This is a genomic window from Erwinia rhapontici, assembly GCF_020683125.1.
Lineage (GTDB): Bacteria > Pseudomonadota > Gammaproteobacteria > Enterobacterales > Enterobacteriaceae > Erwinia > Erwinia rhapontici.
This window is the reverse complement of record NZ_CP085627.1, coordinates 3,598,554-3,614,946: the sequence shown is the minus strand read 5'-3', so window position 1 is coordinate 3,614,946 and position 16,393 is coordinate 3,598,554. Positions and strand designations below refer to the sequence as shown.

The following is a 16,393-nucleotide window of genomic DNA, read 5'->3' as shown; positions in this document are numbered from 1 at the left end:
CCAATACTGAGAACAGAGGCCACAGAGGAGCAGGGCGATGAACAGCTATACGGTGGGTGACTATCTGCTTGCGCGGTTAAATGAAATCGGTATCGATCACCTGTTTGGGGTGCCCGGTGATTACAACCTGCAATTTCTCGATCATGTGATTGATCATCCCCGGCTGGCCTGGGTCGGCTGTGCCAATGAACTGAATGCGGCCTATGCTGCTGACGGTTATGCCCGCTGTCGCGGCGTTGCGGCGCTGCTGACCACGTTTGGCGTCGGTGAGTTAAGCGCTCTGAACGGCGTGGCGGGCAGTTTTGCTGAATATCTGCCGGTGATTCATATCGTCGGCGCACCGTCGCAAACCTCACAGAACAACGGCGAACTGCTGCATCACACGCTGGGTGATGGCGATTTCGGTCACTTCCTGCGTATGCATCAGGAAATCGCGGTGGCCACTACGGTGCTTACCGCCGACAACGCGGCGGCAGAGATTGATCGTGTCCTGTTGTGTGCATTAACCGAGCGCCGCCCGGTCTATCTGCTACTGGCAACCAATGTGGCGGAAAGTCCGTTGCCGCCGCCTGTTGATCCTCTGACACTGGCCCGGGAAATCGATCGGGAACAGCTCGCCGCCTTTGCGGATAAGGCTGAAAGCCTGCTGGCCGCGGCGGGCAGCGTGGCGATGCTGGCGGATTTTCTCGCCGACCGTGCCGGGCAACAGCCCCTTTTACAGCGCTGGCTAACGGATATTCCGATGCCGTTTGCCACGCTGCTGATGGGTAAAAGTGTGCTGCCGGAAACCCAGTATGGTTTTGCCGGAACCTATGCCGGATCGTCCAGCGCTGAAAGTACCCGGGCCGTTATTGAGCAGAGCGATGTGCTGATGGCGATTGGCGTGAAATATACCGACACCATTACCGCCGGATTTACGCAAAACATCACCCGCAGTCGGACCATTGATGTTGGCCTGCACGGCTGCCGGATAGCCGAACGTGATTTTCCGCGCATACCGATGGCGGCGGCGCTGGCGGTGTTACATCAACTGGCACGCCAGCATGGTCGCGGCTGGCAGCGAGGGATTGTGGCACCGCCGGAAATGGACAGCGCGAGATCGGACAATTTGATACAAAGCACGTTCTGGCTGGCGATACAGGACTTTCTGCGCCCTGGCGATATCGTGCTGGCCGATCAGGGGACGGCGGCATTTGGCGCTGCCGCGCTGCGTTTACCTGAAGGGGCACGTTTGCTGGTGCAGCCGCTGTGGGGATCGATTGGCTACACGCTGCCGGCCGCTTTCGGTGCCCAGACCGCGCAGCCGCAGCAACGTGTGGTGCTGATCATCGGTGACGGATCGGCGCAGCTGACGGTGCAGGAGTTGGGTACCATGCTGCGTGACGGGCAAAACCCGGTGATCTTCCTGCTGAACAACGACGGCTATACTGTCGAACGTGCCATCCACGGTGCACAGCAGCGCTATAACGATATTGCCCCCTGGGACTGGACGCGTCTGCCGCAGGCATTGAACGTCGACAGTCAGGCGCAGAGCTGGCGTGTGACGCAAACGGTACAGCTGCGGGAGGTGATGGCGCTGCTTGAGGCGCCATCACGCCTGTCGCTGGTGGAAGTTGTACTGCCACAGCAGGATATTCCGCCGCTGCTGGCGTCTGTCACGCAGGCACTGCATCAGCGTAACAGCCGATAACCGCCGTTTGACTCGCAATTCAGACAGTTGCCCGTGGGAAAGGGACACTAATCCCGTTAAGGTAGCCATTATCAGATTTAACGCTCACCTTTTTCCCGGTGAGCGTTGTTGTTTTAGCGGGGGAAATTTATAGTGTGTCTAATTGACTTGAGCGGAGCAAAACAATAATGACCAGCTATGCCTTGGTGGGTGATGTCGGCGGCACAAATGCGCGTCTGGCACTGTGTGAAGTTGAGAGCGGTGCTATTTCACAAGCCAAAACGTTTTCCACAGCAGAGTATGACAATCTGGAAGCGGTGATCCGCGCTTATCTCGATGAGCAGCAGCAGGACATCAAACATGGCTGTATCGCCATTGCCTGCCCGATCACTGAAGACTGGGTTGAAATGACCAACCACGACTGGGCGTTCTCTACCAGCAAGATGAAAGCCAGCCTGGGCTTTGAAACGCTGGAAATCATCAACGATTTCACTGCGGTATCCATGGCCATCCCGATGCTGAAGGAAGACCATGTGTTGCAGTTCGGCGGTAAATCGCCGGTGCAGGACAAACCGGTGGCCGTGTATGGCGCGGGAACGGGCCTGGGCGTGGCACATCTGGTCCATGTTGATAAGCGCTGGGTCAGCCTGCCGGGGGAAGGGGGGCATGTTGATTTCGCCGCGAACAGCGAAGAAGAAGATCAGATCCTCGAAGTGCTGCGTGAAGAGTTGGGCCATGTGTCTGCCGAGCGTATTCTCTCCGGTGGCGGGCTGGTGAACCTCTATCGGGCGATTGTTAAATCAGATGACCGGGTGCCAGAAAATCTGAAACCGCGTGATGTGACCGAACGCGCCTTGCAGGACAGCTGCACTGACTGCCGTCGCGCCCTGTCCATGTTCTGCGTGATTATGGGGCGTTTCGGCGGCAACCTGGCGCTGAATCTGGGCACGTTCGGCGGCGTATATATTGCCGGGGGCATTGTTCCGCGTTTCCTGGAGTTCTTCAAAGCCTCCGGTTTCCGTGCAGCATTTGAAGATAAAGGCCGTTTTAAAGATTACGTCTCCGGCATTCCGGTTTACCTGATCACCCACGATCAGCCAGGCCTGCTGGGCGCGGGTGCGCATCTGCGTCAGACGCTTGGTCTGGTACTGTAATTCCCGCCTGTACAAGGCAACGGATGCGGAGAATTACAGCCGCATCAGTTGCCGAAACTCTTTCACCTTGCTGCGACTCACCGGCACCTGGAACTCAAGATCGCGTAGTTTGAGAATATAGGTGTTGTTAAACCAGGGTTCGATCTCACGAATTTTGCTGAGATTGACGCAGTAGGATCGGTGGCAACGGAAGAAATACTCATCCGGCAGCCGCTGACAAAATTCCGTCATGTTCATCGACATCACATACTCTTCGCGCCGCGTATACACAAACGTCAGCTTTTCATGGGCTTCCGCGTAGTAGATATCATTAATATCGGTAACGATAATGCGTTCGTCTTTCACCAGATTGATGGTGTGCGGCGCAGGACGCGTGGCCGCCGGACTGAGCGAGGCGCTGCTCTGCACATGATTTTCCAGCTTACGCAGCAAGGTAATGAGGCGCATTTCGGACCAGGGCTTCAGAATGTAGTCGAATGCCTCCAGCTCAAAGGCTTCTACCGCATGCTCTTTGTAGGCCGTAATAAACACGATCAGCGGTTTATTGGCGAATTTACTGATATTTTGCGCCAGCAGCATGCCATCAAGTGACGGGATATTAATATCCAGAAAAATCACGTCGACCTGATGGGTTTGCAGATACTTCAGCACGTCCAGCCCGTCATCAAACGTTGCTTCAATGGTGATCTGGCTATGCTCGCGGATCAGCCAGCTCAACTCCTGTTGGGCCAGAAACTCGTCTTCTACAATGATTGCTTTCACGTCATACCTCGGGTTCAGGCCAAAGAAATACTGGGTTTTTCAGGCAAACCTGCACCATTTTTACTGATATAGAAGGCAATCTCCGTGCCGGGATTCAGGCGGTGAATGTGCAGTCCTTCACCGTACAGCAACTTCACCCGGTGATGGACATTCAGCAGACCGATTTTATTCCCCGGCATCTCATTACGTTCCACCCGTGCAATCACATCTTCACTGATGCCCTGCCCGGTATCCCGCACCGCAATGCGCACCCGGTCGCCCAGGTCGTGAATACTCAGCGTCACCACGCCTTTCCCCCGGAAGGGATGGATGCCGTGCATGATGGCATTCTCCACCAGCGGCTGAATGAGCAGGCTGGGCAGTGAGCAGTTGACGTCCTCTTCGATATCATAGATGACCGTCAGCTTATCCCCGAAGCGGGCCTGCTCGATGGCAATGTAGTCCTTCACCTGGTAAAGCTCCTTCTTGATATCAATGATCTCGTCATCGTTCAATTCCAGGTTATAGCGCAGATAACGGGACAGATTGGTAATGAGCTGGCGCGCGGTGTCCGGATTGATGCGGATGGAAGAGGAGATCGCATTGAGGGCGTTAAACAGGAAATGGGGGTTAATTTTACTCTGTAATGCCCGCAGCTCAGCCTTGTTAGCCATTTCTCGCAGCTGTTCCGCGCGCGAGACTTCCAGCTGGGTCGAGATAATCTGCGACAGGCCCACCGCCATCTCCTTCAACGACCAGGTGATGCGGTGAGCATGGCGGTAGTAAATTTTCAGCGTGCCGGTGACTTCGCCTTTTTCCCACAGCGGAATGACGATCATCGAATGAATTTCAGGGGTGCGGTGGGCTTCATCATTGTTTTTGATGATGATCTTCCCTTCCGAAATCGCAGCCGCCGTGGTCGGGCTGATGCCATCATCACCGTCGCGGTAGTTCTCTTCTCCCACACCAACATAGGCGAGGATCTGGGTGTTGTTGGTCATTGCCACCGCATCGGCATTGATATCATCACGAATAATGTGGCACACCTGGCTAAGAGACTGGCTGTTGACCTGGCGGAACAGCGGCAGGGTTTTATTGGCAATATCCAGCGCCAGCTTGGCCTGACGGGCGGCAATGGCTTCTTTTTCTCCCTCCACGCTCTGCACCAGCAGAACGATCAGCCCGATGCTGGCCGCACCGAGGATCATCGGAATGGCGATTTCCGAGACAATATCCAGCCCCAGCGCAGTCGGGGAGGCCCAGACGACAATCAGCAGCATGGTCAGTGATTCGCAGGCCATCCCGCCAATAATGCCAATGCTCCAGCGCTTCTCCTTGACCACTTTCAGATTGATCCAGCCGGAGACCACCCCGGCGACAATGCTGGTGATCAGGCAGGGCACCGAGGTGACGCCATCAATGTCGATCAGGAAGCGGTGCGTCCCGGCAATCACCCCGGTCGCAATGCCCACCCAGGGGCCGAACAGGATCCCGCCGGACATAATCGCAATGGTGCGAACGTTAACCAGTGAGCCTTCAACGTTGATCCCGGTCCAGGTACTGAACAGCGCAAACAGCGAAAAAATGGTGGTGACGGCGATCAGTTCCTGGCGCGAATGCTCATCTTTTTGCAAGAGCTGGCGGAAATGGCGGGTACGGGTAATGAAGAACAGGCAGATTAACATCAGCGCTGCGCGGTCAAACACGGCGAGCAACATCTCAAACATCGAATGCACGGGCGTCTCGGCTGGTGGGGATAATGTGCCTATGATAGGGAATGTGGGGGGGATGTGCCAGGCATCAACGTGGTGCAATGCGCAAATCCCCTGCGTAGGGGTCAGGCATGCCTGACCCGGGGTGATCCAGGACGAGGCGTGCCTCGCCCCTACGCCACAATAAATGTTAACCGTCCTGGGATAGCATCTGTTTCCTGCCTGATGGCGTCAAATCGTCTTCCGTCGCCCGGCCAGAAAAATCGATCTCAAAATTATCCGCAGCGAAATCCGGTGGCGAACGCCCGTCGACAAAGGCGGGCCACTGGCGTTGCAAATAGGCGGCATTCTTTTCGCACCAGGGGGCCGCAGCGATATACATCACATTGCTGTCAAACTCACCCAGATGTTCATTCTCCACCGCATGCACCACGTCGCAGTGCCAGAACACCGTGTCACCCGGCTCCATATCAGGAATAGAGGAAAAACCTTCAAGTAAAAGAGGATGGAACTTTTCACTGACCGATAAGGCACGCCCTGGCGCGGCACCGCACAGATCATCGTCTGCCACATCATCCTGTAGTGCGCGCAGTAAAATCCATGCCATCGCATTGGCAATTGGCAGCAGTTTCAGCGTACCGCCGTGTTTGCGCTGCGGTGTCAGCGCTGTCCAGCCCTGGAACGTACGGAACATTGAGCAGACGGCGGGAGAGGGGAACTCTCGCACCTCGGTGCGCCCTTCGGCATCAAATGGATTATATTGCTGCCAGTGGCCGCTAAAGACATGGCGGTAAACGTGACGGAAATTCTCATCCAGCCAGCGCTCCAGTGAGCCGCCGTCAATGTGCGGCGACAGGCCCAGCGAGCCAGAATGAGGGGGACGGCGGCGAATACGGTCGGCGTAGCTGACACTACGCGTGGGATCAAAATGCTGTTTGCCCGCGCTTTCGGTCTGCCAGAGGGAATTGAGGAACACCTGTACCGCCTGCATCCGCGCATCCTGACGCGCCTGCACCTGCGGCTGTGACCAGTAAACGCCATAAATCTGCGGTTTTCCCTGCTTCAGATCGCCAAAGTAATTATCCTCCGCCGCATTTTTCAGCTTCTCAACAAACTGATTGTCATCAAGATAGCGGCCAATATCCGTGTTCCACTCCGTGGCCTGCGCGCGGGGGAAGACGCCACGCACCGTGCAGCAGCCGCGCTGGCGGATGCGGTTTTTTTGTTGTTCTGTGACGCGATGGTTCAGGATATCGTTGGCATCAAGTTCCGGCACCGGATGTTCGCCGCGCTGCTGCTCTGCCTTAAGGGCATGGATCTGGAGGCGCATCTCGTCATCCAGCTCGGCAAAGACGGCGCGGTAGTGGGGAAGCTGCTGGCGTAGCTGGTGTTTTATCGTGCGAATCGCATCCGGGATATTGTCAATTTTGAGATGGGACATTGTCGTTCTCCTGTGACAAATTCATTATCATGGCGTTACTGCTGCGGATCATTACACGGCGAAAAAGCGGCAGATAAAAGAGATGTGTTCTTTGTGGTTTTTCCCCTTTTAGCGAGATGGCTTATGCAACTCACGACTGAGCGACTGATCCTGACCCGGCTACAGCCGGAAGACTGGCAGCTGTTCCTGGCGGTACACAGCGATGAAACCTGCATGAAATTTATCAGCGCGGTGCCGCAACTGGCCGATATCCGCCAGCGTTTTCATGACCGTCTGGCTCCCTGGCAGATCACCAGTTTCCACATGCTGTGCCTGGTGGTGCGGCGCAAAGAGGATGGCCGGGCTGTGGGGCTGATGGGAGCTAACCCGGAGTGGGCACCGCATCGTCAGGCGGAAGTCGGTTACTCACTGTTGAACGACTGTTTTGGTCAGGGGTACGGCAGCGAAGCGCTGGGCGCGCTGTGTGATTTTCTCTTCAATGAGTGTGAGTTTCACAAGTTGAAAGCGCAGGTGGTGGAGGGGAACCATGCTTCGCGCCGCGTGCTGGAAAAAAACGGCTTCACGCTGGAAGGGACACTACGGGATAATTACCTGTTACGTGGCAAATGGGTGAATGACTGGCTGTTTGGGCGCATTAACCCGGCCCAGTAAAAAATTTTATTCTGCCTATCGACAGGTTACAGAAAGGTAAGATATGTTGATTCCTCGACCACCGCAGTGGTCAGCGTCGCTCGGATGGTCCGGGCGCTTACGTGAATCAGAGGTTGCTATGACTGACAATAATTCCCCACGCCGTTTTTCCCGTATTGAACGTCTTCCCCCGTATGTTTTTAACATTACCTCCGAATTGAAGATGGCAGCCCGTCGTCGCGGTGAAGATATTATCGACTTCAGTATGGGTAACCCGGACGGCCCGACGCCGCCGCATATCGTGGAAAAACTCTGCACCGTGGCGCAGCGCGAAGACACGCACGGTTACTCCACCTCACGCGGTATTCCCCGCCTGCGTCGTGCGATTTCACGCTGGTATGCCGACCGCTACCAGGTGGACATTGACCCCGAATCGGAAGCGATTGTCACGATTGGCTCCAAAGAGGGGCTGGCGCATCTGATGCTGGCTACGCTCGATCACGGCGATACCGTGCTGGTGCCGAATCCGAGCTATCCGATCCATATCTATGGGGCGGTGATCGCTGGCGCGCAGGTGCGCTCTGTACCGCTGGTAGCGGGCGTCGACTTCTTTAACGAGCTGGAACGCGCCATTCGCGAAAGCTATCCGAAGCCGAAGATGATGGTCCTCGGCTTCCCGTCAAACCCGACCGCGCAGTGTGTGGAGCTGGACTTCTTTGAGCGAGTGATTGCGCTGGCGAAACAGTACAACGTGCTGGTGATCCACGATCTCGCCTACGCCGATATTGTCTACGACGGCTGGAAAGCCCCGTCTATCATGGAAGTTCCGGGCGCACGTGATGTGGCGGTGGAGTTCTTTACGCTGTCCAAAAGCTACAATATGGCGGGCTGGCGTATCGGCTTTATGGTGGGTAACAAAGAGCTGGTGTCTGCGCTGGCGCGTATCAAAAGCTACCATGATTACGGCACCTTCACCCCGTTGCAGGTAGCGGCGATTGCGGCGCTGGAAGGCGATCAGCAGTGCGTACGCGATATTGCCGAGCAGTATAAACGCCGCCGTGACGTGCTGGTGAAAGGTCTGCATGAGGCGGGCTGGATGGTGGATAACCCGAAAGCATCGATGTACGTCTGGGCGAAAATTCCCGATCACTATGCGCACCTGGGATCGCTTGAGTTTGCCAAACTGCTGTTACAGGAAGCGAAGGTGTGTGTGTCGCCGGGTATCGGCTTTGGGGATTACGGTGATACGCACGTGCGCTTTGCCCTGATTGAAAACAGCGACCGTATTCGTCAGGCGGTCAGAGGCATTAAAGCGATGTTTCGGGCTGAGGGTATTTTAGCGAGTGCCACAAAAAGCGGCGAAGACGACGTCTGAAAACAGTAAGGGTCAGGTTGTCCTGACCCCTTCACTTTTATCCCTACACCATCAGATAGAAAGTGCCAACCCAGATTAACAGGATAAAAGAGATTCCCATCAAAGCATATTTCACGAACAATTCCTCTAAACGCCTAAAACAGGCAGGATCGGACGCTAATCTACCCGCATTCCCTTGCGAAATAAAGGTGATTGTTCTGGGATCTTTCTCACATTAATGCATTTCTAATTCTGGAACGACGGACATACCAACGCGCAGTCGTGGCAGGTCTGACTGGCCCGGTTCCAGCACGATTTTTACCGGCAGGCGCTGCACGACTTTGGTGTAGTTTCCGGTCGCGTTATCAGCAGTAATCGCCGCAAAAGTTGAACCTGTAGCAGGGGCAATACTGTCAACATGGCCGCGCAGCGTCACGCCTGGCAGGGCATCGACCGTCACTGAAACGGGTTGCCCCTGGGTCACATGGGCCAGCTGGGTTTCAAGGAAGTTTGCCACCACATAGCTTTGCTGCAAGGGGACGACCGCCAGCAGACGTGTTCCCGCCGCGACCCACGCACCCTGACGCACGGCCCGCTGGCCAACGCTGCCTGAAATCGGTGCGGTAATCTGCGTATAGGAAAGGTTGAGCTGCGCCTGATCGACGCTGGCCTGCATCGCCGCAATGTCCGCATCCGCCTGCTTCACGCTTGCCTGCAAGACGGCGACTTCTTTGCGTGCGGCCAGTACGGCAGCCTGGCTCTGCTTAACCTGCGCTGCCGCACTTAACATCGTTGAACTGGATTTCTGTTGCTCATCGGCGGTCGCGGTGCCGCTTTTCAGCAGGCGACGATAGCGGTCAGCATTTTGTCCTGCGTAGTTCAGCGTGGCCTGGCTGGCGCTAACGGCTGCTTCGGTCTGGGCGATGGTCGCTTTCTGCTGCTCCAGTTGGGCTTCTATGCTGCTGCGTTTCGCTTCGCTGACCTGAAGATTGGCGTTGGCGGTTTCCAGTGCCACACGATAGTCGCGGTCATCAATGGTGGCCAACACATCACCGGCTTTCACCTGCTGGTTGTCAGTCACATTGACCGTGCGGATATAGCCGGACACTTTGGGGGCCACCAGCGTGTAGTCAGCGGCGATCACGGCATCATCGGTCCGCAGGTGATGGCGATTGATCGCTGACCAGATGAAAAAGGCGATGGTCAAAAGTACCAGCAGCAGCAGTACCAGCAAAGAGGTGCGTTTAGCAGGTGTGAAACTCATTGTTATGATCTCGATGTTTGCGGAGCTGAAGTTAACAGTGTTTGTGGCGGCCAGACGCGTTTTGGTAGCCAGGCGGTCAGAAGGATCAGCAGCAGTGCGAAGCCAATAATCATCAGATAGCTGTCGCTGAGGCTGAGGATCACCGCCTGGTGTTTCACCAGCGTGCTGAAATGGCTGAGATTCTCAACCGAGCTGGCCGATCCATCCGGCAGCAGCGGCATCATGCTGCTGGCCGTGTCGCTACGGGTGGCGGTCATCAGCCACGGGCGGTTACCCAGCTGATCGACCAGCGTATGCGAATGGAATTTTTCCCGATGGGTGAGGAAATTTTCGACCAGCACGCCAGCGGCGACGCTGGAAAAACCCCGGACGGTATTAAACATGGCGGAAGCGAAGGGGCCCTCCGGTGGCAGCACCACGCTGGTGGCGCTCATCAGCACGGGCAGGATCATCATCGGCTGACCAAATGCCTGTAGCGCCTGAATTAACCAGAAATTCTGTCGCGCCCACTCCGAGGTGATCTGCATCCCCAGTACGCAGGAGAGAATCATCAGCCCGGCACCTGCCGTCAGCATCCAGCGGCAGTCAATCCAGCGCAGATTCAGTAAGGCCGCGAGCAGGGGGGCAATCACCAGCTGCGGTAGCCCAATGGTCAGCGCCAGCGGAGCAAACTGCGCGGTGCGGAATCCTTCTATCTGACCGAAATACGCCGAGGGCAGGGCCGACCCCGACAGCGCGACCATCAGTACGCCCGCGAGGACCAGCAGTCCATGCGTCAGATTTTTACGTTGCAACATTTGCAGCCGGAACAGCGGCAGCGGATGGAACCATTCATTAATGAAGAACACGACCAGCAGTGCGGCGGCGCTCAGTAACATGCCGCTGATGAGCGGTGACTGGAACCAGTCCAGCCGTTCGCCCTGCGTCAGCGCCAGCACCAGCAGCGCGATACCGCTACAGCCAGTCAGCATCCCCAGTGCGTCAATCTGGCGGAAACGTTCGAGACGCAATGGGTCCTGCGGCAATCCGCGGCTAATCAGCAACGTGGCGATCATACACGGCGGGATCACCTGCCAGAAGGTAAACTGCCAGCCGACGGAATCGGTCCAGAAAGCGGCAAGTGACGCCGCCATATTCGGGCCAAACGTTGCCGTCATGGCATAAGCGGCCAGTCCGTAAAGCTTGATGCCGGGGGGCAGAAAGCGTAGGGCAACCGTCATCAGCATGGGGGGCAGCGCACCCCCAAAAATCCCCTGAATCACCCTGAGAGCGATAAAGCCTGAGGCATCGGTCACCAGCGGTTGGACTGCCGCAATCAGGCAGAATCCGAGGGTGACTGACAGCGTAAAACGGCGCAGTGAGAAGGTGACCGCAAACCAGGGGGCGATCATCATGGCGGCCACTTCTGCGGCCTGGTAAGCGGAGGTGATCCAGCTGCCGGTATCAAAATCGATCCCCAGCGCGGTGCGAATATCGGCCAACGCCAGGTCGGTCACGCGATCGTTAAGACCGGAGCTGAGCGCCGCGATCAGTACACCCACCAGGCCCAGCGCCAGGCGAAGAGTAAAAGGGTGCGGAGACGGCGGCATCGCCGCTGGCTGGCCATTCATAGCAGGTATCCCGGACGAGAATTATTATTATCGATGCAGTGTATTGCATCGTGATACATTGAGCGGAATATTACATGGTGATGCGCTGTATTGCAATGTGATACAGCGTGTCCAGTAAGCCAAATAGTGCTACAGTATTTGCCGATGACAAGGAAAGAGAATCCCTATGTTTGAGTCCGCAACCTGCCGTGATGACGAACGTATCGGCGGCATTCAGGTGATCACGCGCGCCGCGAAAATTCTTGATGCGTTGGGCGCAAAACCGAACGGAATGAGCCTCGGCGAAATCGCTCTGGCGGTCGATTTGCCGCGTTCCACCGTGCAGCGCATCGTCAACGCGCTGGATTCAGTGCAGCTGGTGCGCAGCCACGGCGCGGCCGGTGGCGTACGGCTTGGCCCGGCTCTGCTGCGGCTGATCGCCAACGTGCATACCGATGTGGTGGCTATTGCTCAGCCGTGGCTTCAGGCACTGTGCGACACCACCGGAGAAACCGTGTCGCTGGCCCGGGCCAGCGGCCTGCAGTTGGCGATTGTGCATTATGTTGTGGCTGACCGGGAACTGCGGGTGGTGCCACGCATTGGCATGAACCTGCCGCTCTACAGCACTTCCGGTGGCCGTGCGCTGCTGGCGCTGGAGAGCGATGACGCTGCCAGAGAATTGGTGGGTGAGGCTTATCAGGCCATTACCGAACTGACCGTGCGCGATTTCCCCGCGCTGCTGGCACATTTAACCGAAATTCGTCGTACCGGTCTGGCGTATGACCGGGGCGAAACGCTGGAAGGGATCTCCACGATGGCCGTGGCAATCGACACGATTCTGGGACGCTTTTCCATCAGTCTTCTGATCCCTGGCGCCCGTTTCCAGCGGCATGAAGCACGTAATCGCGAGGCGATCCTCAAATGCAAAGAGGCGCTGATCGATGAAATTGGAAAAGTTGCATTACGAGACTGACAGGAGAAGGGCTATGAAAACGCTTTTGGTCGCTGTTGATAATTCGGTGATTGCCCGCAAAGTGATTCAGCTTGCGACCGAACAGGCACTGGCCTTGCAGGCAGAGGTGGTGGTGCTGTGCTGTGTGGATGCCAGCTATGCGGCATCCGGTCCGTTTGATATTGAAGCGGGCGAAGATCCCGGCGACTTTGGTCTGGCGCTGGATGAGCAAAATACCGCAGAAGGCGTTGTGCGTCAGGCGTTAGCCGAGCTGCATCGTGCGGGTGTGGCAGCGCGTGGGCGCGTCGCTGCCGGAGAATCGGCAGAAACCATTGTGGCCCAGGCGAACAGCCTGAACGCAGCGATGATCATCATGGGTCGCCGTCATCTCTCTTCCTTTAACCGTCTGCTGAAAGGCTCTTGTAGTGCTGCGGTGATTGAACGTGCCAGTTGCCCGGTATTACTTGATGTGCGCGTCGACTAACATTTCTAACGGGCCGGTTATCCGGCCTGATAACGTCAGGGTTCTGTTTTGATTTCTCACGCTATTCTTGCCTCGCTGTTCTCCGCTCTGGTCTGGCTGGTTGTTTTGGGTGCCCTTTTCAAACGTAAAAAGATGGCCTCTGCCGTGGCGATCCTGCTGTTTTCGGTTCCGCTGCTGGTGGGGAATCTTTATTACTATGGTTGGGTCAGCCCGGCACGGGAAAAGCAGGCGGAAATTGATGCCGCCGCTGCCCGTCTGGCACAGCTCCCGGTCTGGCGTACGGTAAAAACGCAGCAACCCCTGCTATATCAGCAGGCGCATGATGAACTGATCGCTCAGCTGGAAGCCGGTATACCGCAGCAACAGGCGATTGAGCATCTGCGCCCGTTGGTGGCCGATCTGTTGAATCAGCGGATTAACGCGGCGCGTGACCAGGATCTGATTAACTATATGCAGGTTTCCCTGGAGCAGATGAGACAGATCCGCCAGCGTGGCCCGGAGCAGTGCTTCCGTTTCCTGTTTCCCCAGGTGAAAGGCGGGGTGAATGTCAGTGAACTGGTACCGAAAACCCTGACGGAGCAGGAGCTGCAGGCGATGGATGTATTGCTTAAGCACAGTAATGGCATTGAGCAACCCATTGATTTCAAACAGGGAAGGGAGCAGTTGCAGGCGGTGGTGCGTCAGTTGTATGCGCGCTGGGGAAGCGATCTGCAAACGTTAAACACGCCTGCGGAAGCCGGGGTGAATGAAGCGAAACTCTGCGACATGACCATTGACCTTTATCAGTCGGTTCTGGCACTTACTGGTAAGGATTCCGCCAACGTTCTGCGTATAATTATTAGCGGAACAGGTAATTAAGTCCAAAAAAAAGCCCGCTCGCCGCGGGCATAAGTCATTCTAATTATAGCAAAAAATTTCCTGGTGTTGCGCAGACATCTTGCGATGTCTGGGTGCATAGTCGCACTGAAATCGTTCTGACGCTATTCATCTCCCTGAATCGATTCAATCGGTAAAACATTGCATAACTTAAGTAAAATTATGCAAATGCGCTGGCGTCTGATAGCGCCGGGGGGCGGGGCAGCTCATGATGCGGCACTGGAAGAAGGGAGCCATGATGAAATCAAAAATAATCGGCGCATTTGCGCTACTGTTGCTGGCAGGTTGTACTTCCGGCAAACCCGGAGCCTATGAAAAGGTCGATGAAGATCCGGCAGTGAATACCGTTCAATACCGTTTTAATCCCGTCCGCGTGGATAAAACCGCGATGGAGAAAGACGTTGAGCGTTATTGTAGTGAACGCGGCTTTGATAAAGTTGAAGCGTTGCGGCCACAGGATAGTCATGTGCCCGGTCTGGTGAAAGCCTGGTATCAATGTAATTACAGTATTAAAAGCTAAAAAATAAGGGCGGGAAAATTCCCGCCCAATGTACTTATTTACCATTTATTTTATTTACCGACTTACGGCTTATTGCTGTGTGCAGGCTTTGCCCACCCTTCTAAAAATTCCTATCTGCCGCGTCGTGGGCCACCACCATGATGATAGCCGCCATGATAACCCCCACCGCCACCGTGATACCCACCGCCACCGCCATGATGAGGAGGGGCAATAATACAGCCGCTCAGCATAACAATCAGAGACACCACAGAGGTTGCTTTCATTATTGTTTTCATTGTTGTCTTCATGTTGTTCTCCTGCTCTTTTCAATGACTACAACTTTACGAAAGAAAAGTGGAGGAATAATGCGGTGAATGTAGATTTATTCGGGAAGTTATTTCCAAATAATTCATTATATCTCTCGAATGAATGAGAAGGCTTTAATGAAATAAGATAAGGATGAAAAAGGCAGGTTATTGGTGGGAATCATCTGAATAGTAAAATATTAATGCAAAGCCCGCTGTCATAACTGACAGCGGGCGTTTATTGACATGCGGGTATTATCAGGCGTGTTGCAGTTCTTTCTTCGTTTCTGCCTGTTTATACGGCATCCGGATGGTGGCGGACATCAGCAGTGAAATCACCAGCAGCGCCATAATCAGGCTGAAGGTCACCGTAAAGCCACCGAACAGTGAGGCAATCAGCGATCCCATTACGCTCCCAATCCCGAAGCCCAGGTAAATCACGCCGTAGTTTTTGGTCAGGTTGTTCAGGCCGAAGAAATCGCTGACCAGTGACGGATAAACCGTGATAGTGCCACCGAAGCTGAAGGCGACGCAGGCAATGGCAATAAAGAAGCTGTTTTCATTCATGTGGCTGAACAGCAGGATGCTCATGCCGACCAGTGACACCACCTGTGCCAGGGTAATAACCCGGATACGTGCCACCTTATCGGACAGGACACCCAGTACCAGACGACCGCTCAGGTTGGCAATGGCAATGATGGTGACGGCATTGGCGGCGGTCTGCGCGCTCAGGTGTACCATGCTTTCGCCGATATCCTTCGCCACGCCAATCACATACAGGCCGCTCATGCAGGCGGTCAGGAACATCAGTGCCAGCATCCAGTACTGCGGCATACGCATGGATTCCGCCAGCGAGTAATCGCGTTTCTCTGCAGATTTGCTGCCGGATGGCTGTTGCGCAGGCGCATCTTTCATTAGCAGTGCGCCAACGATGATCATACTCATCGCCAGTCCACCCCAAATCATAAAGGTGGTTTCCAGGCTGTAGACGCTCAACAGATAGCTACAGATAAACTTGAAGCCAAGGCTGCCCAGGCCGTATGCGCCAATGGCACAGGCTGAAATCACCCCTTTGCGTTCCGGGAACCATTTCACGCAGTTTGATAACGTCATCAGATAACCTGCACCATCGGCCAGGCCGACCAGCAGGCCCGCGCTGAGATAGAGCATAAACAGGTTATCGGCCTGCGAGGTCAGCATCAAACCGACCGCCATCAGCAGCCCGGCGGCGATGGTGACGTGACGAACGCCAAAACGTTCCTGTAATTTTCCGGCAACGGATGAAGCCAGTGCCAGACCCAGACTCAGCAAACCGAACGAGAAAGCCACCTGACTGATTGTGGTATCCAGTTTCAGGGAGAGCTGCCCGTTAAACAGACTCCAGGTATAGACCGATCCCAGTGCAAACTGGGTAATGATGGTACCGATCAGGGTTAACCAGCGGGTGCGGTTAACGCTGCTGCCTGCGGTAGGTGTGTTCATGGATATCTCCCGATGGGAATGCTAAGAATCTTGAATTAGCACAATGATAAATTCGCCCCTGTGAGAGCGGGGGAAAAAAGGCATGAACTGCCATGAACAGGGAATGAAATGCCTTCAGGACGACATGAATGGCGGATATCGGGCATGGGCGCGGAATAAACGGCAGGCTTATAACTTGATATATATCAAGTTATTAAGTGGAATTAAAGTTTTATCAGCGCGCGGCCGATGATAGTCATTG

The 16,393-nt window shown here is 55.4% G+C and carries 16 protein-coding genes; 8 read left to right on the top strand and 8 right to left on the bottom strand.

Annotated features, from left to right (window positions below; translation table 11 throughout):
• Positions 1–37: 37 nt before the first annotated feature.
• Together LJN55_RS16735 and glk are read left to right on the top strand one after the other, a co-directional pair.
• A complete protein-coding gene (locus tag LJN55_RS16735; RefSeq protein ID WP_227534901.1) occupies positions 38–1,690 on the top strand; it encodes an alpha-keto acid decarboxylase family protein in 1,653 nt (550 codons plus the stop codon).
• Between the two features lie 167 nt (positions 1,691–1,857).
• Positions 1,858–2,823 (top strand): glucokinase, encoded by a 966-nt coding sequence (gene glk / locus LJN55_RS16730; RefSeq protein WP_133841225.1) that lies wholly within the window; start codon positions 1,858–1,860, stop codon positions 2,821–2,823.
• A 33-nt stretch (positions 2,824–2,856) separates the two neighbouring features.
• Here glk and LJN55_RS16725 read toward each other — a convergent pair whose 3' ends face one another.
• From LJN55_RS16725 to LJN55_RS16715, 3 genes are all read right to left on the bottom strand, one after another.
• Entirely contained in the window at positions 2,857–3,585 is a 729-nt protein-coding gene (locus LJN55_RS16725) for a LytR/AlgR family response regulator transcription factor (RefSeq protein WP_133841226.1), read from the bottom strand.
• A gap of 14 nt (positions 3,586–3,599) precedes the next feature.
• The gene (locus LJN55_RS16720; RefSeq protein WP_159336681.1) at positions 3,600–5,282 is read right to left on the bottom strand and encodes a sensor histidine kinase; all 1,683 of its coding nucleotides are present in this window, start codon (positions 5,280–5,282) and stop codon (positions 3,600–3,602) included.
• 184 nt (positions 5,283–5,466) lie between these two features.
• Complete coding sequence (locus LJN55_RS16715) at positions 5,467–6,717, bottom strand: DUF1479 domain-containing protein (RefSeq protein WP_227534900.1); 1,251 nt, start codon at positions 6,715–6,717, stop codon at positions 5,467–5,469.
• A 123-nt stretch (positions 6,718–6,840) separates the two neighbouring features.
• On the opposite strand from LJN55_RS16715, the gene LJN55_RS16710 reads away from it, so the two are divergent.
• Both LJN55_RS16710 and alaC read left to right on the top strand, forming a co-directional pair.
• Entirely contained in the window at positions 6,841–7,368 is a 528-nt protein-coding gene (locus LJN55_RS16710; protein WP_133841228.1) for a GNAT family N-acetyltransferase, read from the top strand.
• Positions 7,369–7,486: 118 nt separating this feature from the next.
• The gene (gene alaC, locus LJN55_RS16705) at positions 7,487–8,722 is read left to right on the top strand and encodes an alanine transaminase (protein WP_133841229.1); all 1,236 of its coding nucleotides are present in this window, start codon (positions 7,487–7,489) and stop codon (positions 8,720–8,722) included.
• Between the two features lie 43 nt (positions 8,723–8,765).
• Here alaC and ypdK read toward each other — a convergent pair whose 3' ends face one another.
• The 3 genes from ypdK to LJN55_RS16690 all read right to left on the bottom strand — a co-directional run bounded on the left by ypdK (position 8,766) and on the right by LJN55_RS16690 (position 11,575).
• Positions 8,766–8,822 (bottom strand): membrane protein YpdK, encoded by a 57-nt coding sequence (gene ypdK, locus LJN55_RS24070; protein ID WP_197931267.1) that lies wholly within the window; start codon positions 8,820–8,822, stop codon positions 8,766–8,768.
• Positions 8,823–8,936: 114 nt separating this feature from the next.
• Complete coding sequence (locus LJN55_RS16695) at positions 8,937–9,965, bottom strand: HlyD family secretion protein (protein WP_133841230.1); 1,029 nt, start codon at positions 9,963–9,965, stop codon at positions 8,937–8,939.
• Between the two features lie 2 nt (positions 9,966–9,967).
• Positions 9,968–11,575 (bottom strand): MFS transporter, encoded by a 1,608-nt coding sequence (locus tag LJN55_RS16690; protein WP_167863558.1) that lies wholly within the window; start codon positions 11,573–11,575, stop codon positions 9,968–9,970.
• A 166-nt stretch (positions 11,576–11,741) separates the two neighbouring features.
• Between LJN55_RS16690 and LJN55_RS16685 the strand changes: the two genes are divergently transcribed.
• From LJN55_RS16685 to LJN55_RS16670, 4 genes are all read left to right on the top strand, one after another.
• Positions 11,742–12,527 (top strand): IclR family transcriptional regulator, encoded by a 786-nt coding sequence (locus LJN55_RS16685; RefSeq protein ID WP_133841232.1) that lies wholly within the window; start codon positions 11,742–11,744, stop codon positions 12,525–12,527.
• Positions 12,528–12,540: 13 nt separating this feature from the next.
• The gene (locus LJN55_RS16680) at positions 12,541–12,990 is read left to right on the top strand and encodes a universal stress protein (RefSeq protein ID WP_133841233.1); all 450 of its coding nucleotides are present in this window, start codon (positions 12,541–12,543) and stop codon (positions 12,988–12,990) included.
• Between the two features lie 48 nt (positions 12,991–13,038).
• Positions 13,039–13,848: a hypothetical protein gene (locus LJN55_RS16675; protein WP_227534899.1), complete on the top strand. Its 810-nt coding sequence runs from the start codon at positions 13,039–13,041 to the stop codon at positions 13,846–13,848.
• Between the two features lie 256 nt (positions 13,849–14,104).
• On the top strand, positions 14,105–14,386 hold the full coding sequence (locus tag LJN55_RS16670; RefSeq protein WP_133842101.1) for a putative periplasmic lipoprotein: 282 nt from the start codon (positions 14,105–14,107) through the stop codon (positions 14,384–14,386).
• 110 nt (positions 14,387–14,496) lie between these two features.
• Here the strand turns inward: LJN55_RS16670 and LJN55_RS16665 are convergent, their stop codons facing one another.
• Together LJN55_RS16665 and LJN55_RS16660 are read right to left on the bottom strand one after the other, a co-directional pair.
• Complete coding sequence (locus LJN55_RS16665) at positions 14,497–14,649, bottom strand: hypothetical protein (RefSeq protein ID WP_166653668.1); 153 nt, start codon at positions 14,647–14,649, stop codon at positions 14,497–14,499.
• A gap of 279 nt (positions 14,650–14,928) precedes the next feature.
• Positions 14,929–16,152: an L-lactate MFS transporter gene (locus LJN55_RS16660; RefSeq protein WP_171149001.1), complete on the bottom strand. Its 1,224-nt coding sequence runs from the start codon at positions 16,150–16,152 to the stop codon at positions 14,929–14,931.
• Positions 16,153–16,393 lie beyond the last annotated feature (241 nt).